Annotated in this window: 18 protein-coding genes and 2 pseudogenes; 8 read left to right on the top strand and 12 right to left on the bottom strand. The window is 42.6% G+C overall.

Annotated elements, in window-relative coordinates; all coding sequences use genetic code 11:
- Positions 1–666: pseudogene (locus VJY63_RS02490) on the bottom strand (RNA-guided endonuclease TnpB family protein); the annotation flags it as partial.
- A gap of 21 nt (positions 667–687) precedes the next feature.
- On the opposite strand from VJY63_RS02490, the gene tnpA reads away from it, so the two are divergent.
- Positions 688–1104, top strand: coding sequence for an IS200/IS605 family transposase (gene tnpA, locus VJY63_RS02485; RefSeq protein WP_324048157.1), 417 nt, complete (start codon positions 688–690; stop codon positions 1102–1104).
- A gap of 230 nt (positions 1105–1334) precedes the next feature.
- Positions 1335–2891: a cation:proton antiporter family protein gene (locus VJY63_RS02480; protein ID WP_324048156.1), complete on the top strand. Its 1557-nt coding sequence runs from the start codon at positions 1335–1337 to the stop codon at positions 2889–2891.
- Here VJY63_RS02480 and VJY63_RS02475 read toward each other — a convergent pair.
- Together VJY63_RS02475 and VJY63_RS02470 are read right to left on the bottom strand one after the other, a co-directional pair.
- The gene (locus VJY63_RS02475) at positions 2888–4375 is read right to left on the bottom strand and encodes a SulP family inorganic anion transporter (protein ID WP_324048155.1); all 1488 of its coding nucleotides are present in this window, start codon (positions 4373–4375) and stop codon (positions 2888–2890) included. The two genes, VJY63_RS02480 and VJY63_RS02475, sit on opposite strands and share 4 nt — an antisense overlap.
- A 20-nt stretch (positions 4376–4395) precedes the next feature.
- Positions 4396–5616 (bottom strand): TraB/GumN family protein, encoded by a 1221-nt coding sequence (locus VJY63_RS02470; RefSeq protein ID WP_324048154.1) that lies wholly within the window; start codon positions 5614–5616, stop codon positions 4396–4398.
- Positions 5617–5829: 213 nt separating this feature from the next.
- On the opposite strand from VJY63_RS02470, the pseudogene VJY63_RS11850 reads away from it, so the two are divergent.
- The 3 genes and pseudogenes from VJY63_RS11850 to VJY63_RS02460 form a co-directional block, all read left to right on the top strand.
- Positions 5830–6501 (top strand): annotated as a pseudogene (locus VJY63_RS11850) (methyl-accepting chemotaxis protein); the annotation flags it as partial.
- Positions 6502–6540: 39 nt separating this feature from the next.
- Complete coding sequence (locus tag VJY63_RS11845) at positions 6541–6918, top strand: CZB domain-containing protein (protein ID WP_414674802.1); 378 nt, start codon at positions 6541–6543, stop codon at positions 6916–6918.
- Positions 6919–6994: 76 nt separating this feature from the next.
- Positions 6995–8908, top strand: coding sequence for a methyl-accepting chemotaxis protein (locus VJY63_RS02460; protein ID WP_324048152.1), 1914 nt, complete (start codon positions 6995–6997; stop codon positions 8906–8908).
- A gap of 24 nt (positions 8909–8932) precedes the next feature.
- On the opposite strand, the gene sufT is transcribed toward VJY63_RS02460, so the two are convergent.
- From sufT to glnE, 8 genes are all read right to left on the bottom strand, one after another.
- Positions 8933–9487, bottom strand: a complete 555-nt coding sequence (gene sufT / locus VJY63_RS02455; protein ID WP_324048151.1) for a putative Fe-S cluster assembly protein SufT — start codon at positions 9485–9487, stop codon at positions 8933–8935.
- A 32-nt stretch (positions 9488–9519) separates the two neighbouring features.
- The gene (locus tag VJY63_RS02450; RefSeq protein ID WP_324048150.1) at positions 9520–10752 is read right to left on the bottom strand and encodes a cysteine desulfurase; all 1233 of its coding nucleotides are present in this window, start codon (positions 10750–10752) and stop codon (positions 9520–9522) included.
- On the bottom strand, positions 10749–12068 hold the full coding sequence (gene sufD / locus VJY63_RS02445; RefSeq protein ID WP_324048149.1) for a Fe-S cluster assembly protein SufD: 1320 nt from the start codon (positions 12066–12068) through the stop codon (positions 10749–10751). Before sufD ends, VJY63_RS02450 begins: the two co-directional genes overlap by 4 nt.
- Positions 12065–12814 (bottom strand): Fe-S cluster assembly ATPase SufC, encoded by a 750-nt coding sequence (sufC, locus tag VJY63_RS02440; protein WP_324048148.1) that lies wholly within the window; start codon positions 12812–12814, stop codon positions 12065–12067. Before sufC ends, sufD begins: the two co-directional genes overlap by 4 nt.
- 70 nt (positions 12815–12884) lie before the next feature.
- On the bottom strand, positions 12885–14342 hold the full coding sequence (gene sufB / locus VJY63_RS02435; protein WP_324048147.1) for a Fe-S cluster assembly protein SufB: 1458 nt from the start codon (positions 14340–14342) through the stop codon (positions 12885–12887).
- A gap of 324 nt (positions 14343–14666) precedes the next feature.
- Positions 14667–16889: an NADP-dependent isocitrate dehydrogenase gene (locus VJY63_RS02430; protein WP_324048146.1), complete on the bottom strand. Its 2223-nt coding sequence runs from the start codon at positions 16887–16889 to the stop codon at positions 14667–14669.
- A 168-nt stretch (positions 16890–17057) separates the two neighbouring features.
- Positions 17058–18032, bottom strand: coding sequence for a lipopolysaccharide heptosyltransferase II (gene waaF, locus VJY63_RS02425; protein WP_324048145.1), 975 nt, complete (start codon positions 18030–18032; stop codon positions 17058–17060).
- A 14-nt stretch (positions 18033–18046) separates the two neighbouring features.
- On the bottom strand, positions 18047–20971 hold the full coding sequence (glnE, locus tag VJY63_RS02420) for a bifunctional [glutamate--ammonia ligase]-adenylyl-L-tyrosine phosphorylase/[glutamate--ammonia-ligase] adenylyltransferase (protein WP_324048144.1): 2925 nt from the start codon (positions 20969–20971) through the stop codon (positions 18047–18049).
- Between the two features lie 95 nt (positions 20972–21066).
- On the opposite strand from glnE, the gene VJY63_RS02415 reads away from it, so the two are divergent.
- The 3 genes from VJY63_RS02415 (at position 21067) to VJY63_RS02405 (ending at position 23888) form a co-directional block, all read left to right on the top strand.
- On the top strand, positions 21067–21795 hold the full coding sequence (locus VJY63_RS02415; RefSeq protein WP_324048143.1) for a 2OG-Fe(II) oxygenase: 729 nt from the start codon (positions 21067–21069) through the stop codon (positions 21793–21795).
- A gap of 66 nt (positions 21796–21861) precedes the next feature.
- On the top strand, positions 21862–23598 hold the full coding sequence (gene dauA / locus VJY63_RS02410) for a C4-dicarboxylic acid transporter DauA (protein WP_324048142.1): 1737 nt from the start codon (positions 21862–21864) through the stop codon (positions 23596–23598).
- A 35-nt stretch (positions 23599–23633) separates the two neighbouring features.
- The gene (locus VJY63_RS02405; protein WP_324048141.1) at positions 23634–23888 is read left to right on the top strand and encodes a hypothetical protein; all 255 of its coding nucleotides are present in this window, start codon (positions 23634–23636) and stop codon (positions 23886–23888) included.
- Between the two features lie 29 nt (positions 23889–23917).
- On the opposite strand, the gene VJY63_RS02400 is transcribed toward VJY63_RS02405, so the two are convergent.
- Positions 23918–24211, bottom strand: a complete 294-nt coding sequence (locus tag VJY63_RS02400; RefSeq protein ID WP_324048140.1) for a transposase — start codon at positions 24209–24211, stop codon at positions 23918–23920.
- Positions 24212–24367: the final 156 nt, after the last annotated feature.

Genomic DNA, 24367 nt, shown 5'->3' with positions numbered 1-24367 from the left:
GGCTATTTTTGCGTGAAGGGTTTTGACTTGGGTTTTGTTTCTAGCCCGTTGTGCTGTGGCTAATTTTACCTCAAGACCTCGGTAGAAGCGCCCCGCTTCCAGCTTTGTGCCATCCGAACAGGTGGCAATGTCCGTTAAGCCCAAGTCAATGCCGATGCTGTCTTGGCCTTTGGGTATCTCAGCCTCGACATCCACCACCACATTAAAATACCAGCGACCACGGGTATCTTCATTAAAGCTACCAGAGCGGAATTTGTATTGGCTCAAACCGTAGCTATCCCACACTTTAAAATAGTGGCCGTTGTGGAAAACCTGACCATTTTTCCACTGTGCCGCAGCTGTATTAACGGGAATCCAACCCAGCGAACGGCGTACACCGCCTGACCTGCGCCAGCTTAATCGGGCTTTTTTAAACTGCTTACGCCTTGTGACGTATTCACCGGCTATGCACTGCAAGGTTTGGCTGTGCAGCTCCAGTTCTTTACCAGCACCTTTGGTGTAAGGGTGCATATCATAGGCAGACAAAAACACACCACGCTCTTTAATGGAGCGCTGACTTAATTCATTAACGTAGTTCCAGACGAAATTAACATTCCTAGCCATGCTATTAAGCAAAGCTTTATGCTTATCGCGTACTCGGACTTTTAATATTTTGGTGTTTTTCATACCTTCAAATATAGTTAGTCTATGATTAAAAACAACCAATATAGAACAGGTAGACACTGTGTTTTTGAGCTTCATGCTCACTTGGTCTTTATTACTAAGTACCGAGGTGCCGTGTTCAGTAGTCAACACCTAAAATCGCTTGAAAGTATTTTTAGCGGTGTGTGCGTAAGTTTTGAGGCAGAATTGGTTGAATTTAACGGCGAAGCTGACCACGTACACCTTCTAGTAAACTTTCCTCCCAAGGTTTCTGCATCACGCTTGGTGAATAGCTTGAAAGGCGTAGCAAGCCGCCGACTTAAGCAAATGCACCCTGAGTTAATTAAACCTGCCTACATGAAGAACGCATTATGGAGTCCTAGCTACTATGCTGGCAGCGTAGGCGGTGCGCCTATTGCAGTGATTCGTCAATACATAGAGCAGCAGACAAAACCCCAGTAGGGTTGCAGAAGCAACCCTCGCTATCCATCCTCGCACTAAAAGTACGAGGTCTTACGCGATTTTATAAATACCCTTATCAGGCTTAAAGCCTTGGTAATTCAACTGGCGGATATTTAAGTGGTATATTCATATTAAAGTCAGCAATACTTTTTTAACGTTATTGCTTGATTTACCCTGTTCAAGCTGACTTAATTCATCCTCTTTTTTTAAAGTTATGACGGACTTATATAATGACTGAAGCTGTGTGGATTATTTTTGCATTTGGCCTAGGAGCGGCTGTAAAAACCTTGGGTTTACCGCCTTTAATTGGCTATCTTGCTGCAGGCTTTGCAATTTCAGCCTCTAGCCAATTCATTGGTTTACCTGCAGAAAGTACTACTGCATTGCAACACCTTGCCCATTTAGGGGTTTTATTATTACTTTTTACAGTAGGTTTAAAACTAAAAATTAAAAGCCTAGCACAGCCCGAAGTAGTGGGTGGTGGGCTTATTCATTTTATTATTTCTTGTGCTATTTTCGCACCCGGTATTTTCTATTTTATAGATGTTAGTGCTTACACTGCACTAATGCTAGCCGTTGCGCTGTCATTTTCTAGTACAGTGCTGGCGGCTAAAGTATTGGAAGGTAAGCGAGAATTACGAGCGTTTCATGGCCGTGTTGCTATCGGTATATTAGTAATACAAGATTTAATTGCTTTATTTGTAATGAGCCTAGCCAGCGGCAGCACACCATCCATGTGGGCATTGGTTGTCTTTGGTATTCCTTTATTAAGACCTATTTTTTATAAACTATTAGATTTTAGTGGCCAAGACGAACTACTGGTATTACTAGGTTTATTGCTTGCCTTGGTCATCGGTGGTTTTGGTTTTGAAAGCGTAGGCCTAAGTTCTGAATTGGGTGCTTTAGCCTTTGGTGCATTACTAGCCAATCACCCGCGTTCACATGAATTGTCTAAAGCTTTGTGGAGCATTAAAGAAGTTTTCTTAATCGGTTTCTTTTTACAAATTGGTATTGGCGGCTTACCTGACAGCAATGCCATTATTTTTGCGCTAGTAGTAACACTATTACTACCCATTAAAGGTATTTTATTCTTCTTCTTGCTGTTAGCTTTTAAATTGCGGGCACGCAGTGCTTTTTTAACCGGTTTAAGCCTGACCAATTTCAGTGAATTCGGCTTAATTGTTGCTAGCTTACTTTTGCCGGAATGGTTAGTTCCTTTAGCGTTAGCCGTTAGTCTGTCATTCTTAATTTCTGCACCTTTATACCGCGTAGCACAGCCTTTGTATGAAAAACTGTCTAAACACCTTGTTCCGTTTGAAAGAAAAGGCTTTCACCCAGACGAGCAACCATTAATTATAAAAGAAGACGTTTTAATTATTGGCTTAGGTCGCACTGGCACAGCGGCTTATCTGTACCTTGAAAATAAAGGACTTTCAATAGTAGGAATCGATTCAGATCCAATAAAAGTTGAAAAGCTAATCACCGATGGCTTTAACGCAGTATTTGCAGATGCAGAAGACCAAATGCTGTGGCAACAATTACAAGCACCTCATTTAAAGTACGTACTACTTACCGCCAATGATGTAGAAGCTAAAATTATAGCTGCAACTAAATTAAGAGCCAACGGCTTTACTGGCGTGATTATTAGCCATAGTTCTTTTACTGAAGATGCCGAAGCCATTAATGCAGCAGGTGCTAACTATACGCATCAAACCTTTTCAGAAACAGGCATAGGATTAGCCAAGCACCTACTTAGAGAAGCCGATAAAGAAATTGCTACTGGTTAATTTTTGACCAGCACTTTAGCCAAATATTTAGCGTCATCATGTGTACCAAAGCGATCAACAATGGTGGCGCTAGCTTCATTTAAACCTAAAAGTTCAACATCAGCACCCTGCTCACGTAGCTTAATAACGACTCTATCTAACGATTCAACCGCGGTAATGTCCCAAAAATGAGCAGCAGTTAAATCAATAACCACTTTTTCAACCGTTTCTTTTAAATCAAATGATTCAATAAACTTATTGGATGAAGCAAAGAATACCTGACCCAATATGGTATAAACCCTTGTACCATCGCCTAGTTCGTCTTTATTAACGACCATGTAATGCCCTACTTTATTAGCAAAGAACATCGCAGCTAACAGCACACCAATAAATACACCCAATGCTAAATTATGGCTGAATACAACCACAACAACAGTGGTCAACATAACTATATTAGTAGAAAGTGGATGTTTTTTAATATCGATAATTGACTTCCAACTAAAGGTGCCAATAGAGACCATAATCATCACCGCAACCAAAGCAGCCATAGGAATAATAGACAAAAAGTCGGATAAAAAAACCACCAGAATAAGCAGCACTAAACCTGCTGTTAAGGTTGAAAGGCGCGTGCGACCACCTGATTTAATATTAATAACTGACTGACCAATCATGGCGCAACCCGCCATCCCACCAAAGCCACCCGCGACCAAATTAGCAACACCTTGCCCTTTACATTCACGATTCTTATCGCTTTTGGTATCGGTCATATCATCAACAATGGTTGCTGTTAACATAGACTCCAATAAACCCACAGCCATTAACATCACCGAGTAGGGAAAAATAATTATCAGTGTGTCTAAAGTAAACGGCACATTAGGCCATAAAAAAATAGGCAAAGTATCAGGCAAATCACCCATATCGCCGACTGTGCGTATATCCATTCCCCAATAAAGCGCAATGGCAGTTAACGTTAAAATACACACTAAGGCTGAAGGCAATAATTTGCCAATTACTGGCACATAAGGAAACAAATAAATAATGCCTAAACCGGCCAAAGTCATGGCATAAACGTGCCAAGTAACATTGGTTAATTCAGGCAGTTGCGCCATAAAAATTAAAATAGCAAGCGAGTTTACAAAACCAGTAATGACCGAGCGTGATACAAAACGCATTAGGCTACCCAACTTTAAATAGCCTGCAATAATTTGCAACACACCTGTTAAAACCGTTGCCGCCAGCAAATACTCCAAACCATGCTCTTTTACCAGCGTCACCATTAGCAATGCCATAGCACCCGTTGCAGCAGAAATCATACCGGGGCGACCACCCGTAAAAGCAATCACTACCGCAATACAAAAAGAGGCATATAACCCAACTTTAGGATCAACCCCTGCAATAATAGAAAAAGCGATAGACTCGGGCACTAATGCTAAGGCAACAACAACCCCAGCCAACATATCCCCACGCACGTTAGAAAACCAGTTTTGTTTAACCGATAAAAGCATTTTTTTCTCTTGAAAGTGAATTACAGTATTTTGGTGAGTTGGTCATAAATATGAAAGCCGCCCACATAAGTACCTATTGCTGAACCCAAGGTTGCTAAAATAAACACTAATAAAGTGCGTGAAACGCGGTTTTTCCACCAGCCTTTTAGGTTAGCCGTATCTTGTCTTAAGGTTGAAAAATCGGCTACTTTTGGCTTGCGGAAATACAACTCTGCCGCAGCAGCCACAAAGCCTGCGCCTATGGTTGGGTTAAGTGATGTTAGCGGGGCTGCTACAAAAGCCGTTAAAATGGTTAGCGGATGCCCACCAGCAATCAATACACCTAATGCACTAAGGCCACCGTTAATCAATACCCAGTCAATCACCATTTGTGTGCCTAGCCCAGTATCACGGCTAAAACCAATCACAAAACCCGATAAAATCAAGGCAACAATGAGCCAAGGTACAAATTTTAACCACTTATTACCGTCAGGAAGGCTATTTAAAATGGCGAGCTGTTCGGTTGGATTCTCAGGTAAATGACCGTTCAAGTTTTCACTTAAACCTTTTAAATGCCCAGCACCAATAACCACCAATACTTTTTTATACTGGCTGTCACCATTGTCTTGCGCCAACCTAAGCGCCATATAATGATCCCGTTCAGCAACAAGGGTTTGATACATCTGCGCTGATTCAGCCGCAAATTCGCTAAAGGTTGCTTCTAGTATATCGCCTTCTTTTAACTTTTCTATTTCCGCAGCGGACACCTTTTCTTTGGAAAATAAACTGGTAAACAAGCCCATAATTAAGCCAGCTCTTTGCCACCAAGGTACGCTGCGATAAACCCGTTTAAGGGTAATGCCTACATCGCGGTCAATCACTAATAAGGGTAAATTATACTTATCAGCTTCTTCTATAGCGGCTTGCATTTCTGCACCCGGCGCGATACCCGACTCTTCGGCCACCCGTTGCTGGAAAGAACCCAAAGCCAAATTCGCAGCAACCATGCCTGCTTTACCCTGTTTAATCACTTGAAAAAGATCAAGCTTTGCTAACGCATCAGGGTCTTTTAAAGACGCGAAACGGGCAGGACATAACTCAATAGCAACGGCATCAAATTCGCCACTTTGAATTAATTGACGCACCTCATCAGCGCTGGCTTTAGAAACGTGCGCTGTACCCAACAAGGTGTATTCAGTGTTATATTTATGTAATATTTTGCGTGGACCGCTAGACGATTCATTAGATTGACTGGTATTCATGCAGGATCTCTTGCTGAAATCAAAAAAACCAACATTAGAACAGACTTAGTATTAAAAGTCAGGTCAACCAAAGCAAATAACAAAATACTACAACAAGTTACATACTAATTTTTTCAACATCTAAAAATATAAGATATAGGCATATAAGACGCACCACTACTAACTATTACAAAAAATAGCTGCGTGTTACCATAGTTTAAAAAGGAGATAAAAATGATTTTTGGTCATGCGCTGAAAAAAGAAAACTTACAGTTACGTGAAAAATTAGAATTGGCTCAAAACCAGCACCAGCAAGAAGTGCAGCAGCTACAACAAGAAATCAAACGTTTACGTGAAGACATTCATACCAAGGCTAGCCATTGCGATCAGATGGAAAAAATTCAACAGGTAAATCAACGTGGCAGCGCCATGTTAAACGCTGTGCGTGATGGTTTAGCAAGGGATACTGATGTTCTACGCGGTGAACGCAAAGCCTTAAAACTGCTTGATGAAATTTTTAACCAGACTCGCGCTGCGGTTGAGCAATTAGATCGTAGAGCACAAATTATCAGCCAGCAAGCTGAACAAAGTTCAACGAGTGCTCGTACACTAGAGGCAACCGCACAAAACATTGGTCGTCTAATCAGTAGCATTCAAGAAGTTTCAGATCAAACCAATCTTCTAGCACTTAACGCAGCCATTGAAGCGGCGCGGGCGGGCGAACATGGTCGTGGTTTTGCCGTGGTTGCCGATGAAGTGCGTCAATTGGCTGGTAAAGCAAGTTCAGCCAGTGGCGAAATAGAAAAGCTGATTGCAGAAATTATTCGCCAAATTGAAAGCATTCGCAATTTAGTCGATATTAGCCAAGTGGGTGCCGAAGACGTTTCTAGTTCTTCCGTACAAATTAATAACATTGTTGATCAAGTTATTCAAAGCTCTAATCACATGCAAAGCGTTATTCACGAAACCACCACCAATGCTTTTTTAAATACTGTTAAACTAGACCATGCAGTCTGGAAAGCAGGTATTTACCAAAGAATTAGTGAAGGTCGCTTTAATGAATGCGCAGGTGATCATACGGCTTGTCGCTTAGGTAAATGGTATTTTGAAGGTTATGGTGCCAAGAACTATAAACAGTTAAATAGTTTTCGAGACCTTAATAGCCCTCATAAAGCAGTACACGAATACGGCAACCAAGCTTTAGAAGCCGGTGCAAGAGGCGATATGGAAACGCTAGTGGCAGCACTTGAAGCTATGGAAGATGCTGGTCATCAGGTAGTAACCTTTATAGATCAACTACAAGAAGAGCTAGCTAGAAAATAACAATAACAGCCACTCCTTTCTTGGCTAGTGGCTGTTAACCCCATATTTAATGGATGCAAGATTGAGAGGATTTCAAATGGCAATGTCTTTACCCTTTAGAAACATCAGCCAACGTTTAATGCTGGTGTTTTTTATTGTCTTGCTTTTAGCTTCTGGCAGTTTAGGTTTAACCGCACTTTATCAGTCTACACTGGCGGTTAACGAGCAAGTTGAGCAGGCGCTAAGTAATATTGCTGTTGGTGCGAGTGATACCGTGCGTAGCCGCATTAACACTCAGCTAGCCACCCTTTCTGAACTCGCCGAACAACCTTTATTACAAGCGCTTTCTGATGATTCTTTAAGCTATTTAGGGGAAGCAACGCAACGCCTTGGTTATTTAGGATTAGGCTGGGTTAATGCGGCAGGTATTGCCCACTACCCTGGTGGTAATACAGCTGATTTAGGTAATCGCAGCTATATTATTAAAGCCTTTGAAAACCAAACCAATATGTCTGACGTTATTATTAGTCGTGTTATTAATAAGCCGGTTATTATGTTGGCAACACCGATTCAAGACAAGGCCACCAAAAAAGTTAAGGCCGTATTAATTGCCAGAATGGATGCGAGTTTATTAAGCACTATTACTGACGACTTGGGTTTTGGAAAGAGTGGCTTTGCTTTTGTTATTAATGAAAAAGGTATTCTTATTGCTGGGCGTGATCGTGAAAGAATACTTAATCAACACAATATGCTTGAAAATGGTAGCCCAGAGAATATAGCTACTTTTAAGACACTCTTAGATCAACGCAAGGGGACTGTTAATTTAAACGTGGATGCAGATCAGCAAGATTACTTGATAGGCTTTGCACCCATTGAAAATACAGGCTGGGTATTGGGTGTTACGGCTAAAAACAGTGAAGTATTTGAACGCTTAAATTTACTTCAGTGGCTACTAAGCCTTATGTCTATTGCGGCACTGATTATTGGTATGGCGCTAGCGTGGGTGTTTAGTCAAAGCATTGTTATTAAGCCTTTGCAGCACATTAAAGATGTTGTGCAAAAAATTCAGCAAACCGGCAATTTACAACTAAGAGCGACAGTAACAGGGCAAGATGAAGTAGCCATTACAGGCCAAGCATTAAATGCCATGATGGATAGTTTTCAAGGGCTGGTTTCTAAAATCAGCGGCTCAACAGAAGAGCTATTTGCTGCTTCTGAGCAATTAGATCAGAACAGTCAAATGCTACTAAGTGAATCTAGCCACCAAGCATCCATTACTACGCAACTGGTTGCTGCATTGGAAGAAATGAATAGCGCTATTCACGAAGTCGCACAAAATACGGTGTGGGCTTCTGAACGTGCTGAAACAGCCGTACAACAAACCAATGCAGGTCGTGACCAAGTAAGCGCCAGTCAAAAAACCATTGACCAACTTGAACAAGAAGTCGTTGCAACTGCCAATATAGTTTCTGAATTAAACAGTCGCACCCAAGAAATCGATCAGGTTTTAAGCATCATTAGTAGCATTGCTGAACAAACTAACTTGTTAGCTTTAAATGCCGCTATTGAGGCAGCACGGGCGGGTGAACACGGCCGCGGCTTTGCCGTCGTTGCTGATGAAGTTAGGTCTTTAGCGGGTAACTCACAACAAGCGGCAGGCAGCATTCGTGAGAAAATTGAGAGTTTCCGTCATGCAGCACAGCAAGCCCTAAAAAAAATGCAGCAATGCAGCACTTTTGCAGCAGAGGGAACTGAAAGCTCGCGGGAATCGACACGGCGTTTTAACCAAACCGCTGACTCTACTCATGAGATTTTAGAGCTTAACCAGCAAATTGCCAGTGCAACTGAAGAACAAAGTGCGGTGATTTCTGAGTTAAACCTAACCTTAAATCAGCTAAATGACGGTATTCGTGATGTGACCAATCATGCACGTGATACTGCTTCAGCTTCAGCGCTACTAACCAATCTAGCACAAACTTTAAAGACGGAAACAAACCAATTTAATATCTAGTTTGCTCAACAACACTTTGAATTATCAGAACATACCCAGCTCTAGCTGGGCATCTTCTGACATCATTTCTCGTGACCAAGGTGGGCTAAACACAATGTCTGTATTAACAGAATTCAGGTCTTCAGCACCTAAAATTTTACGCCTTGCATCAGCTGCTATTACTTCACCCATACCACAACCGGGCGCAGTTAAAGTCATTTGAATGTTAAGCATTTTACGACCGTCGATTAAATCAATCACTTTCATACCATAAACTAAACCTAGCTCAACAATATTGACTGGAATTTCAGGATCAAAACAAGTGCGTAATTGTGCCCAAGCAAAGTCTAAAATTTGCTGGTTACTAGCACCCTTTGCCAAAACTTCACGCTTAATACTTTTCATACCTAAAGCATCAAGATTAATGCCTTCAACCATATACAAACGGCCTTGATAACCAACACTAACCGTACTGCCTTTAGCCTGCATTATTTCTATAGATTCACCTTCTGGTAAACTAATGGTTAGCCCAAAAGGTACAGAAATCACTTCAGTTTCACGCAGTAAATTTAGCTTATCGCCTTTTTTAATTTGACTCATACCTTAGCTTGACTCATAACGTCTCCAACTGACTAGATCAGCATTTCTCTAACGCGTTTAAGTGCAGCCACAAACACATCGACTTCTTCTAGCGTGTTGTAAGCCGCAAAAGAAACCCTAGCCGTTGCATCAACGCCTAGGTGGTGTAAAACCGGCATAGCACAATGATGACCTGTACGCAGCGCAACGCCTAGCTGATCGGTTAATAAACCTATGTCTTGGGCATGAGCGCCGTCTAGCACAAAAGAGATAACCCCTACCTTGTTGGGCGCTTCACCCAAAATACGCAATCCCGATAGCTGAGCTTTCATTTGTGCAGTCGCATAAACCAGTAATTCATGCTCCCAAGCACCAATCGCATCAGCACCCACACGCTGCATCCAATCAACCGCTGCCCCCAAGCCAATCGCATCGGCAATGGCTGGCGTACCGGCTTCAAATTTATGCGGTAATTTTGCATAGGTGGTTTTTTCAAAAGTCACCACATCAATCATATCACCACCACCTTGCCAAGGCGGCATGGCTTCTAGCAAAGCTTCTTTACCATAGAGCACACCTATGCCAGTCGGCCCGTACATTTTATGGGCTGAAAAAACATAAAAATCAGCATCCAAGGCTTGTACGTCTATGGCTTGGTGAGGAATGGCTTGAGCACCGTCCACCAACACAGGAATGCCAAGCGCTTTAGCCATTGGAATAATCGCTGCCAACGATGTCACCGTTCCTAAAGCATTAGAGACTTGAGTAATGGCTAGAAATTTAACCTTGGGCGTTAACAGTTGGAAAAAAGCGTCCATATCTAAACTGCCGTTAGCCAAAATGGGAATAATAACTAACTCAATGCCTAACTGTTCACGCAGCATTTGCCAAGGCACGATATTGGCGTGGTGTTCCATCATCGACAGCATGACTTGATCGCCCGCTTTTAAATTGGCTCGACCCCAACTTTGCGCGACTAGATTAATGCTTTCGGTCGTACCTCGCGTAAAAATAACTTCTTTACTGGAAGCGGCATTAATAAAGCCTTGCACCTTTTCTCGCGCCAGCTCGTGGGCATCAGTTGCTTCTTGTGACAGCGTATGCAAGCCACGGTGAATATTAGCATTGGTATGACGGTAATAATCATCCATCGCCTGAATAACGGCTAAAGGCTTTTGACTGGTCGCAGCGTTGTCTAAATACACCAAAGGCTTGCCATTCACTTCACGGGCAAGAATTGGAAACTCCTTTCTTAAACTGGCTAGGTCATAGGCTGGCTGCTTCATTGCATTAATTCCAACTCAATTTTATGTGGCAATTGCCCAGCAACGGCAGTTTCTACTAGGTTATAAATGGCTGGAATTAACAAGGTATCAACCACTTCATTCGCAAAAGCCAAGGTTAACAAGCCACGGGCTTGCTGTTCATCGACACCACGCGCCATTAAATAGAACAAGGCATCCATATCTAGCTGACCCGTTGTTGCACCATGTGAACATTTTACGTCATCAGCAAAAATAATTAGCTCTGGCTTAGCATCTATTTCTGCCTGATCGCTAAGCAGTAAGTTAGCGTTATTTTGTACAGCACTTATTTTTTGACTGTCTTTTTTAACCACCACTAGGCTATTAAATACACCCCGAGCACGGTCATTTAAAATGGTTTTATAGGTTTCATAGCTATGCGTTAATGGTGCATTGTGATTAACCAAAGTATGAATATCTAAGTGCTGGCGATTACGACCCAATAACAGGCCAGAAAAGTGAGCTTCTGCGCCTTTGCCATTCAAATCACACACCAAGTCATCACGTACCAACTTACCACCCAAATTCATGTGGTGAAAGGTATAACGGCTATCGCGTTTTTGTTCCATTTGAATGCGCCCAACCCACCACTCTTTATCGCTTGGTTGCTGCAATAGAGTGTGTTCAATTTTAGCGTTGCGTTCCAAAATGCCTTCAACCACACGGTTGGTGAAATTTTTTGCATCATCAGCACCAATAAAGTGTTCTATCAGTTGCAGCTCACTGTTCGCACCAGCCGCAATTAAAATGCGTGGGTGCGACATCACCGCTGTTTCATCAGCAGCATTAGCCGTAGACAAATAGGTAATCACCAACGGTTTATTGAGCTTTTGATGATTGCCTATCCGAATCACCGCACCTTCGCTAACAAAAGCAAAGTTCAGCGCCGTAAAGACATCCACATCAATACCGGCTAAACGTCCCATCATGCCGCACGTTAGCTCTAGTTCCGTTGCTAAGGCTTGCGATAACGGCTCTATCACCACCGCTTCTTGCATAGCCTCAAGATTAGACAGCGCGGGGCTTAACACGCCGTCAACAAGCACAAGATAATAAGCATCCAGTTTTAAGCCTTTGCTTGCAAACAGCGCTTGAGCAGCCGCTTCATCATAGCTTTCAGCTAGCTTAAATACTTGTTTGGCTAAGGCTTTGGTGTCGGTATATTTCCATTGTTCCACCGCTGGCGTTGGAAAGCCTAAATGCTCAAAACGCGCAAAAGCGGCAATGCGTTGACTTTTTAACCAACTGCTTTCAGCATCTCCGTTAAATGCCGTGAAGGTTTTTACATACGCATTCATGCAGTTTCCTCCAACACCCAATCGTAACCCTGTTCTTCTAGTTTAAGGGCTAAGGATTTATCGCCACTTTTAATGATTTGACCGTCACTTAATACGTGAACGAAATCTGGCTCGATGTAATCGAGTAAACGCTGGTAATGGGTAATCATTAAAAAGCTACGGTTGGCATCACGCAACGAATTAACACCCTCAGCAACAATTTTTAAAGCATCAATATCTAAACCCGAATCAATTTCATCTAATAAGATTAATTTAGGTTCTAGGATTAACATTTGTAAAATTTCATTACGCTTTTTTTCGCCGCCTGAAAAACCTTCATTCACAGCGCGGTGTAAAAAACTATTGTCTATTTTCATAAACTGTAGTTTTTCACGCACCAATTTCATAAACGCAGGTGCTTCCATTTCTGGCTCGCCACGGGCTTTACGTTGCGCATTTAACGCAGCTTTTAAAAGGTAAACATTTTTCACACCGGGAATTTCAACAGGGTATTGAAATGCCAACATCAAACCCGCACAAGCACGTTCTTCAACGCTCATTTCAAATAAATTTTTGCCTAAGAAAGTAACCGAACCCCTGGTGACTTCATAATTATCACGGCCTGCCAATACCGCAGAAAGGGTTGATTTACCCGCACCATTTGGCCCCATAATGGCATGGACTTCGCCAGACTTAATCGTTAGGTTTAAACCTTTAAGAATGGGGTTACCTTCTACTTGGGCGTGTAAGTCTTTAATCTCAATCATCTTAATAGTCTCGTTATAATCTATAAATTCTTTAACTTAGTGGCGATCTTGTTAACCCACAGCATTTTTTCTAGCCAACAGCACCTTCTAAAGTAACATTTAATAAAGCTTCGGCTTCAACCGCAAACTCCATCGGCAACTCTTGGAAAACGTCTTTACAAAAACCATTCACAATCATGTTGACTGCATCTTCTTCAGAAATGCCACGCTGCATACAATAAAACAACTGATCTTCACCAATTTTTGAAGTGGTGGCTTCGTGTTCTATTTGCGCTGTTGCGTTGCGAATTTCTTGATAAGGAAAAGTGTGTGCACCGCACTTATCACCTAACAATAAAGAGTCACACTGCGTAAAGTTACGGGCATTTTTAGCACTGGGTAAGATTTTTACTAGACCACGGTAAGACTGATTAGAATGCCCCGCTGAAATGCCTTTAGAAACAATCGTTGAACGGCTGCCTTCGCCAATATGAATCATTTTAGTGCCAGTATCCGCTTGCTGATAATTATTGGTGACAGCAACAGAGTAAAATTCACCTACCGAATCCTTACCGCGCAACACACAGCTAGGGTACTTCCACGTGATGGCTGAACCTGTTTCAACTTGTGTCCAAGTAATTTTAGAGCGATCACCACGGCAATCACCACGCTTAGTCACAAAGTTATAAATACCACCTTTGCCTTCTTCATCGCCTGGATACCAGTTTTGTACTGTTGAATACTTAATGTAAGCATCATCTAAGGCAACTAATTCTACTACGGCTGCGTGCAATTGGTTTTCATCACGCATCGGTGCTGTACAGCCTTCTAAGTAGCTAACCTGAGCGCCCTCTTCACAAATAATCAGCGTGCGTTCAAATTGCCCTGTGTTAGCAGCATTAATACGAAAGTAAGTAGAAAGTTCCATCGGGCAGGTAACACCTTTAGGAACAAAGACAAAAGAACCATCGGTAAATACTGCTGAATTAAGTGCCGCATAATAATTGTCGGTTTGTGGAACAACGCTGCCCAAGTATTGACGCACCAATTCTGGGTACTCTTGAACGGCTTCAGAAATAGAACTGAAAATAACACCGGCTTCGGCCAGTTCTTTTTTAAAGGTTGTACCCACAGAAACCGAGTCAAAAACCGCATCTACTGCAACGCCTTTAACACCGGCTAAAGCAGCACGTTCATGCAAAGGAATGCCCAGTTTTTCAAAGGTTTCTAGTAGTTTCGGGTCTACTTCGTCAAGGCTTTTAGGCGCATTTTTATCTTTGGCACCCGGTGCAGAATAATAGGAAATGGCTTGATAATCGATTTCTGGATAAGCAATATTCGCCCAAGCTTGTGGGTCGTGCATTTTTTTCCACAGTGCAAAAGCTTCTAAACGCCAATCAAGCAACCATTGAGGTTCTTTTTTCTTGGCTGAGATATAACGAACAACAGCTTCGCTCAACCCAGGCGCAAGAGTGTCACTTTCAATATCGGTTACAAAGCCTTGCTTATAGTCAGTGCGAACCAGCTGTTCCATTTCTTCATTTGCCATGTAGGTCTCCGGGCATCATCAAATTTTGTTTTTTATAAACAATTAATTAATTGAGTAAATTAACTAACTGAGTGTAAATTTAGGGCGTGTATTTATGCCCAAGGTGGCTTAATTAGCTGAATCTACGCCAATTAGGCAAGAGTAACCGAAGCTAATAACGGGTGGATGACTTGCATAACACGCTGCTTTTTATAGCTTAGCATTTTAGTGCTTTTTTAATTCCTAGTAAAGTAGTCAACTACTCAATAAAAAACCCGAAGCCTTTAAAAGCTTCGGGTTGTGTACTACTTTAATTTAAACGGCGGTTAATACCAGCCAAATGAATTATTTAACGCTGTCTAAAGCTTGATTAAAGGTCATACTAGGACGCATAACCGCATTGACTTTAGCTTGATCTAAACGGTAGTAGCCACCTAGATCAACAGGTTGACCTTGTACTTTACTTAGCTCTTCAAGAATTTGCGTTTCTTTTTCTGCTAGGGTTTTAGCTAAAGGCGCAAACTTAGCCGCTAGTGCTGTGTCATCTGTTTGTGCTGCCAATTCTTGTGCCCAGTAAAGGGTTAGGTAGAAATGGCTACCACGGTTATCTAGCTCGCCCACTTTACGTGAAGGCGATTTGTTATTTTCTAACAAAGTACCCGTGGCTTTATCTAGTGCCTGACCTAAAACTTTAGCCGTTTTATTGTCGTTCTTCATGCCTAGCTCTTCTAAAGAAACCGCAATGGCTAAGAATTCGCCAAGCGAATCCCAACGCAAGTGGTTTTCTTCTAATACTTGCTGTACGTGCTTAGGTGCTGAACCGCCTGCGCCTGTTTCGTACATACCGCCGCCTGCCAACATAGGAACAATCGACAGCATTTTAGCTGAAGTACCTAGTTCCATAATGGGGAACAAGTCGGTTAAGTAGTCGCGCAATACGTTACCCGTTACAGAGATAGTGTCTTTACCACGCACTAAACGCTCCATAGTGGTACGAATCGCGCGGTTGTAACCCATAACACGAATGTCTAAACCAGCAGTATCGTGATCTTTTAGGTAAGCGACTACTTTTTTGCGTAGCTCATTGTCGTGAGCACGCTCAGCATCTAGCCAAAAAATAGCGGTTGTTTCTGATTGGCGAGCACGGTTAACAGCTAATTTAACCCAGTCACGAACAGCGGCATCTTTGGTTTGACAGGCACGCCAAATGTCGCCTTTCTCAACGTCATGCTGCATAAGAACCGTACCATCAGCCTTAACAACACGCATGATACCGTCAGCTTTCATTTCAAATGTTTTGTCGTGTGAACCGTATTCTTCTGCTTTCATCGCCATTAGACCGACGTTAGGCACTGAACCCATAGTCGTTGGATCAAATGCGCCATTAGTACGGCAGAAATTAATCATTTCTTGATAAATACGAGCGTAAGTAGACTCAGGCATAACGGCTTTAACATCTTTTAGCTTGCCGTCACGACCCCACATTTTACCTGAGCTACGAATCATTGCAGGCATAGAAGCATCAACGATCACATCACTTGGAATGTGTAAGTTGGTGATGCCTTTAACCGAATCTACCATCGCCATTTCAGGACGGTGTTCATAGCAAGCATGAATGGCTTCTTCAATTTCTTCTTGCTGAGACTGCGGTAAACTTTTGATATTGTCGTAAACGCTCGCCATACCGTTGTTAGGGTTAACGCCTAACTCTTCAAACAAATCACCGTACTTATCAAACACTTCTTTAAAAAAGGTTTTAACAGCGTGACCGAACACAATAGGGTGAGAAACTTTCATCATGGTGGCTTTAACGTGCAGCGACCACATAACGCCGTCTTCTTTACATTCTTGTAAAGTGCGCTCAAAGAAGTTACTTAGCTGACGCGCACTCATGCACATACCGTCTAGCACTTCGCCTTGCTCTAAAGGTAAAGTCTTTTTAACTTCAACCTTGCCATCTTGACCAACAAACTCTAAACGCACATCACCGGCTTGCTCCATCGTGATGGCTTGTTCAGTAGAGAAAAAGTCACCGCCACGCATATAGTCAGCGTGTGAACGTGATGCTTTGCTCCATTTACCCATAGAGTGCGGAAATTTACGGGCAAACGCTTTTACGGCAGGTGGCGCACGGCGGTCAGAATTACCCTGACGTAATACTGGGTTTACTGCACTGCCCAAAATTTTGGCATAACGCGCGTGGGTTTCTTTGTCTTCTTCCGTGCTTGGCTCGTCAACATAGTCAGGCAGATCAAAGCCTTGTGACTGCAACTCTTTAATGGCTGCTTTTAATTGAGGAATAGAAGCGCTGATATTAGGCAGTTTAATAATATTGGCATCTGGGTGCTTTGCCAACTCACCGAGTTGTTCTAGGGTATCCGCTACACGCTGCTCTTCTTTTAAACAATCAGAAAAGGTAGATAAAATACGCGCAGCAACCGAAATATCACTGGTTTCTACTTCGATACCGGCAGCTTTTGCAAAAGCACTGACAACCGGTAGCAATGAATAAGTAGCTAGTGCTGGTGCTTCGTCTGTCAAAGTATAAATAATTTTAGGTGTTGTCATTGAATTCCCCGATTCCTTTAGTTGCATGATCGACAACTCTCTACTGGTGTAATTTTTGATCACACTTATCGCCAGAGTTATACGCTTAAAAACAGGTTTTGAATTGAGCTAGTAATTTTACAACAATTTATTTTACCGAAAATTAGCCAATTTTTATACCTACAAGGCTTAATACCAAGGGATTAGATGAGCCGCTAACTGGTCAACCAACAACCAGCTAGCACCCAAACCACTTGCCTGTCCTAGGTTTGTTGGTATTTTTTCTGCAGCAATTAAGTAAGTCGGCAAGCCGCAACTTAAACCTAATAAAGCCAAAGCATTGTCTTGCGCTAGCTGTATTTTAGCTAAAGCCATTAAATCCACGACTTCATCCCAGCTTAATAAACCTGCTAAATTGATAACGGTTTCTTGAATAATTTTATCCATTTTAGCTAACAAGTCAGTAATTTCTAACTGCTCATGGCGTGAAGCAAATAACCAAATTTGCCAGCCTTTCTCTATGGCTTGTAATAGCTGCGTTTCTAACTGCTGATGATTAACTGCAGCGTTAAGGCTAGTTCTTGCTACACCTTGCGTTCCCGGAGTCCAAACTAAAATGGGCTTGTCTAAATTGAGCTGATGGGTTTTTAGCAGCGCTTGCTGCTGCTGTTCATCTACTTTCAGTTTTATCGGTTGATAATCAGGCAAAGGCACACCGATATCCCAAGCAAGGGCGCGATAACGGTCAACTAAATGTGGGTGTAAGTCTTTACGCGCTAGGCGAATATCCATTAATAACGCATAGCGGTATAAGCCACGATAGCCAGTGCGCTCAGGAATATTGGCTAGGGCAGGAATAAGCGCTGGCTTAAAACGTTCGGGCAACACCCAAGCGCGATCATAATCTTTACCCTGTAAAGCAATGCCGGCATTCCAAAATACTTTTATGCTCATATTGGGTTCGGGCATATTCCACAATTCATCAACCTGCGGGAAACGCTGAACAAGATTGGTTAGGCTCATGGGTGTCATTACATCTAACGGACGTTTTGGATATTGGCTGCGTAAATCATTTAACGTTGCTTGTGCTAACAATACTTTTTCGGCGCTGCTAGGCAATATGACTAGGTGGCGACCTAACTTAGCGCGTTTAAAACGAGGCATAAAACTTTTTCTCTTCAAGGCGTGATAGTAAAAAGCGCTTGCCAAATTTGAGTAACGCGCTGACGGTGTTTAACCCAAGGAGCGGCATCTAAAAAAGCACCGGCTTTATCTAATGCAGCATGGTGAGTAGTTTGACGATACACCAAATAAGCGTCTTGTAGACTTGTTACCTGCTCGTTAGGCAATACGCCTGTGGCGGCTAACGCATCCAGAATACGCATATTGTCGGTAAACTCATAAAGCTTGGGGTGAGCATGGCTATAAGCCAACACTAAATACTGAACGATAAATTCAATATCAACTAAACCACCCGAATCTTGCTTTACATGAAACAACCCGCTGCTCGCCTGCTTTGAACCTAGATTGGTTTGCATTTTCTCACGCATAGTCACCACATCTTCACGCAGCTTATTAAGATCCCTTGGCTGACTAAGAATAGCCGCTCGCAACTGGTTAAATTGTTCAGCTAACTCCGGATCACCACAAACAACACGCGCGCGAACTAAAGCTTGATGCTCCCAAGTCCAAGCTTTTACTTTTTGATAATCGGCAAAGGCTTTTAAATTACTCACCAACAAGCCAGATTTACCTGAAGGGCGCAGGCGCATATCAACATCATAAAGCTGACCAGAGGGTGTTGCTGTGGCTAAAAAATGAATAATTCGCTGCCCTAAACGGCTAAACCAAGTCACACTGTCTAATGATTTTTCACCATCACTGCCTAAACTTGGATGCCCGTCATGGATAAACACCAAATCTAAGTCAGAACCATAACCTAACTCGATGCCACCCAATTTACCGTAGCCAACAATAATAAAGCCGGTATCAGCAAGACTTCCATTACTTAAAAAAGGTCGACCATAACGTTGGGTTAAATCACGCCAAGTTTGGTGTAAAACCTGTTCTAACAACACTTCAGCGATGTAAGTTAAATAATCACTCACCTTCATTAAATCGCGTTTGGCAATTAGATCGCAAGCAGCCACACGCAAAACACTGGCATGGCGAAAATAACGTAACGCCTCCATCAAGGCTTCCATATCATCTTCAGGAATACGGCTTAGCTGCTGACGTAATTCATCTTGCAAACGGCTCTTTTTAGCGGGTGAATAAAGCGTTTCTGGGCTAAGTAATTCGTCCAGCAAAATCGGCATTTTAGCAAGCTGCTCAGCCAACCAAGGACTTGCAGCACAAATAGTCACTAGCTGATTCAAAGCTTCTGGATTTTCGGTTAACAAGACAAGATAAGCGGTACGACGCAAAACAGCTTCAATTAACCACAAGGTTCTTTCTAGTGCTGCATCAGGATTTTTAGTGGCTGCCACCGCCATCAACAACTGTGGCATAAGCAAATCCAATCTTTCTCTGCCTATTGCCTGCATACTTGCCACAGCACGGCTTGAATAAAGGGCGCTTAATAACTTCATGCTGGCTTCGGCTTGCTTAAAACCGGCTTGCTGTAAAGAAATCAAAGCTTGCGCTGGGTCAGTCTCATCACGCCATAAACACATTAGCGCTTCATCAATGTTTGAAGGCGTTGGCTGCTCTTCTTCTGGGTCAGCAATTACGGCATCAAAATGTTGGCGAACTTGCTGTTTAACGGCTTGCAGCTTGCTATACAAAGCTTGCCAATCGGCAAAACCACAACGCCAAGCTACACGCAGTTGCGCCAACGCATTATCGGGTAAAGTTTGGGTTTGCTTGTCGGCTAAACCTTGTAAAGCGTGCTCTAAATTGCGTAAAAAAGTATAAGCAGCCAAGAGTTCATTACTTGCTTCTAGCGGCATTAAGCCCAAACCAGAAATAACGGGTAAAACTTTTTTAATGGAGCGCTCTTGCAGTTCAGTATCTCGCCCACCACGAATCAACTGAAAAACTTGCGTAATAAACTCTATTTCACGAATGCCACCTGAACCTAGCTTTATATTGTTATCTAAGCTTTTACGGCGCACTTCACTATTAATCATCGCTTTCATGGCACGCAATGCATTAATGGCACTAAAATCTAAATAACGGCGATAAACAAAAGGACGCAGCTCATCTAATAAAAGGCTACCGGCTTGCTTATCACCAGCAATGACGCGTGCCTTTATCATTGCATAGCGTTCCCAATCACGTCCTTGCTGCTGATAATAATCTAACAACGCATTAAAACTAAACACTAAAGCGCCCGCATTACCGTAAGGACGTAAACGCATATCCACACGAAAAACAAAGCCCTCTGCGGTATTTTTATCCAACAGCGCAATCAGCTTGCGACCTAAACGTGTGAAATACTCTTGATTATCAAAACTACGCTTACCACCTAAAGTTTCACCTTGCGCTTCAAAAGCAAAAATCAAATCAATGTCAGAAGAAAGGTTTAATTCGCCAGCACCTAATTTACCCATGCCTAGTACAATTAAGCGTAACGGCTTAACTTCACCGGCGTCTATTTGAGCTTTTGTAATACCTGATGAATAAGGCAAACCCCAAGCCTCAGCATAAAAGTTTTCTAACCAAGCAAGTGCAGCTTCTGTCGTCACTTCAGCTAAAATAGAAACTTCAGCAGCCGTTTGCCAAACTTGGTTTGGCTGATCTTTAAAATAAGCATCACGCCACAATAAACGCAGCATCACAGCACGGCGAAATAATCTTAAACAACGTTGTAAACTAACTTCATCAGCCGGTGGCTGACCTTGCTCATTGGTTAAATAGTCTTGACACCAGCGTTGATAATCGTTCAGTTTAAGTGATGTGCATAACCAATGCTGTTCAGCAAGCTTAGCTAACAAGCCGCTATCCGTTGTTAAAATTTCAACAGCATAATCACTGCTCGCCAATAATTCGGCTAAACCCACTGAGTGTATTGGTGTGGTGTTAACATTTAAGCGAGAGAAGTTTTGCTGAGTTATAGTGTGTAGCTTAGAAGGCAGACATGACAGATCAAGTTGTAGCATAAGTATAACCCTCTCCTAAAAAAAGAGTTTAAAATAGGCAGTCAGCATAGTTACTGCTACGCTCTAGCTCAACATTATTTTGCAGGCAATCAAGAATGTCTGACATTCCTTTAGCATTAGCGATTGATTTAACACAATCAACACCTCTCAGCCCAGACTTAGTGATGCCCGATTTAGTTATGCCTGCTGTACCGGCAAATATTTGCTTTACTGGCTTAATTAATGATCTCGTTGAAAAACACTGGTTTGTGGCAGAAAATTATTTGTCACAAGCGTTATGCACCCAACTACAAAAAGACTTACAATGCTTACATGAACAGTCGTTACTTTCGCCCGCTGGTATAGGTCGAGGTAAAAACCGTTTACTAAATGAAGCCGTACGTGGTGATTATACACACTGGCTAGATGGCAGTAGCTTGGCACAACAAGCTTACTTAGCCATAATGCAAGAACTAAAAAACACCCTAAACCGTGAATTGTTTTTAGGTTTATTTGAGTACGAAAGCCATTATGCACTTTACCCATCCGGGGCTTTTTATAAAAAGCACGTTGACAGCTTTCGTGGCCGCAGCAACCGTAAAGTAACTACCGTGCTTTATTTAAATCCTGCTTGGCAAATACAAGATGCAGGTGAGATGCGGCTGTATCATCCAAAGACACAACAACCATTGTTGGATATAGCACCTAAAAGCGGTACGCTTGTCTGTTTTTTATCTGAAGACTTGCCCCATGAAGTACTGCCAACAAATGCAGACCGCATGAGTATTGCTGGCTGGTTTCGTTGCAATGCTTCATTGAATGGAAGGATAGATCCAGCACTTTAAGTTATACAACTTCTAGCTAACAGCCTGTATCTTTTTTTATTTCTTATCACTTAAGAAGGATTTTATATGGCCTTGCCCTTTGCTTCGGCTTTAAAAGAAACTCTTAAACAGGGTTATACCTTTCAGGATTTACGTGCTGATTTATTAGCAGGTATTACGCTAGGCATTATTGCTGTGCCGCTGGCTATGGCTTTAGCAATTGCCAGTGGCGTGCCGCCACAATATGGTTTGTATACCGCTATAGTCGCTGGTGCAGTAATTGCTCTTTCTGGCGGTTCACGCTTTTCTGTTAGTGGTCCAACCGCTGCTTTTGTGGTTATTTTATTACCGGTTACTAGCCAGTACGGTTTAGGTGGTTTGCTGTTAGCTACTTTAATGGCCGGTGCTATACAGCTTTCTATGGGTGCATTAAGACTGGGGCGACTGATTCAATTTATTCCCGCACCAGTAACCCTAGGCTTTACAGCAGGTATCGCTCTAGTTATTGCCAGCCTACAGCTTAAAGATTTTTTTGGGCTTAGTGGAATGGATAATACCGCCCATTTTTTTGTAAAGCTGATGGATTTTTTCAGCTTGGTTGGACAAATTAGCTGGGGCGATTTTTTAGTAGGCGCTGTCACCCTAGCCATTCTTATAGTTTGGCCACGCTTAAAAACACCTGTACCGGGGCATTTGCCCGCCTTGTTGTTAGGCACAACTTTAGCGCTGTTGGGCGGTCATTGGTTCAGTGGTTTTGAAGTAACCTTGCTTGGCGATCAGTTTACTTGGATGCTGAATGAAGGCACAGCTAACGAAATTTCTGGGCGTGGCATTCCACCCGTGGCACCTTCATTTTTGTTCCCTTGGTTAATGCCCAATGCCCAAGGTGACGCCATCGGCTTTAGTTGGGAATTGTTTAGTGCGCTGCTGCCTGCTGCTTTTACCATTGCCATGCTGGGCGCAATCGAATCATTACTGTGTGCTGTGGTGGGCGATTCATTAACCGGCACTAAGCATGACCCCAATGCAGAGCTGGTCGGTCAAGGCTTGGGGAATATCGTTGCACCGTTTTTTGGTGGTATCACTGCTACTGGCGCATTGGCTAGAACCGCTGCAAACATTCGTGCAGGTGGTCGCTCGCCCTTTGCTGCTTTGTTTCATGCGTTGATGGTATTAGCTAGCATTCTTATATTTTCTGACTGGCTATCTTACTTACCTATGGCTGCTTTAGCTGGCTTGCTGTTAATAGTGGCTTGGAATATGAGCGAGGCACATCATGTTATTCGCATGATAAAAACAGCACCCAACAGTGATTTACTGGTGTTAGCTACTTGCTTTAGCTTAACGGTCATGTTTGATATGGTACTGGCCGTTAGCGTGGGCATTGTGCTGGCTTCGTTACTGTTTATGGGACGCATGGCACAAGCGACACAAACCTATACATTAAGTGAACGTGAACACCAAAATATGCAGCTACCAAAAGGTGTAGCCTATGTACGTATTGCTGGGCCACTGTTTTTTGGCGCTGCTGAAAAAGCACTTGGGCGCTTATCACAGGTTGCAACAGGCATTGATGCTGTTTTTGTCGATATGCAGCAAGTACCCAGCTTAGATATTACCGCCATTGATTCGTTAAACAGTGCGATTGATCAGCTAATACTAGCCGGTAAAACGATTATTTTTATTGGGTTAAGTCCGCGTTTAATTTTAAAATTACGGCGAGCTGGTATACGAAAAAGTACCCATCTAAGCTTTGCTCGTAGCGCTAACCAAGCCAGTAAACGCTGGCAGAAAAAACCAGCGACACCCGCTTTAGATTTATAATGAATGATCCTAACAATTAAGTATGGAGTTTAACTATGCCTGACAATTCTTCTGATGAAGAAAAGAATAAATCCATTGCACTGATTGCATCGATATTATTCATATTAGCTTTTGCAATTTTAATGTATCTGTTTTTTAATAAATTTCTATTTAACACCAATATTCCTGAGTTGCGTGAAGGGCATAGAGACGAAGATTACTGTCGAATGGTAAAAAATTATATCGATACTAATGGTAAAGAAGGCTGGCGTGATTACCGTGGCATTTACTACAAAGATTGCCTTAAATAACCTATTTAACGATTGACATCCTCCCTGCCCTAAAGGACGGGGATTCCTACTGCTAGACGGCCATGCCCGACCGCAAGAATGTTCTTGGCCGCATTAACATCACGGCAGTCGTGCGTGGCACCACACGCACTGCACGTCCATTCTCTTATTCCAAGTCCTGCGATACCTCTCGGCCTCGATTCGGGCAAGTTGCCACAATTCGAACAGGTTTGGGTGGTGTACGCTTCGTTCACTACCTTAAAAACAATACCTGCGTGAGCGCATTTATAGTCCAACATTGTTTTTAATTGACCCCAGCCAGCGTCCAGCACTGACTTAGCCATTCTGGTTTTAACGGGTTTTCCACTGTGCGGCAGCTGTATTAACGGGAATCCAACCCAGCGAACGGCGTACACCGCCTGATTTGCGCCAGTTTAATCGTGCTTTTTTAAACTGCTTGCGCCTTGTGACGTACTCACCAGCAATGCACTGCAAGGTTT

The organism is Marinospirillum sp. (assembly GCF_035271045.1).
GTDB lineage: Bacteria > Pseudomonadota > Gammaproteobacteria > Pseudomonadales > Halomonadaceae > Marinospirillum.
This window is presented reverse-complemented; position numbering and strand designations above follow the sequence as displayed.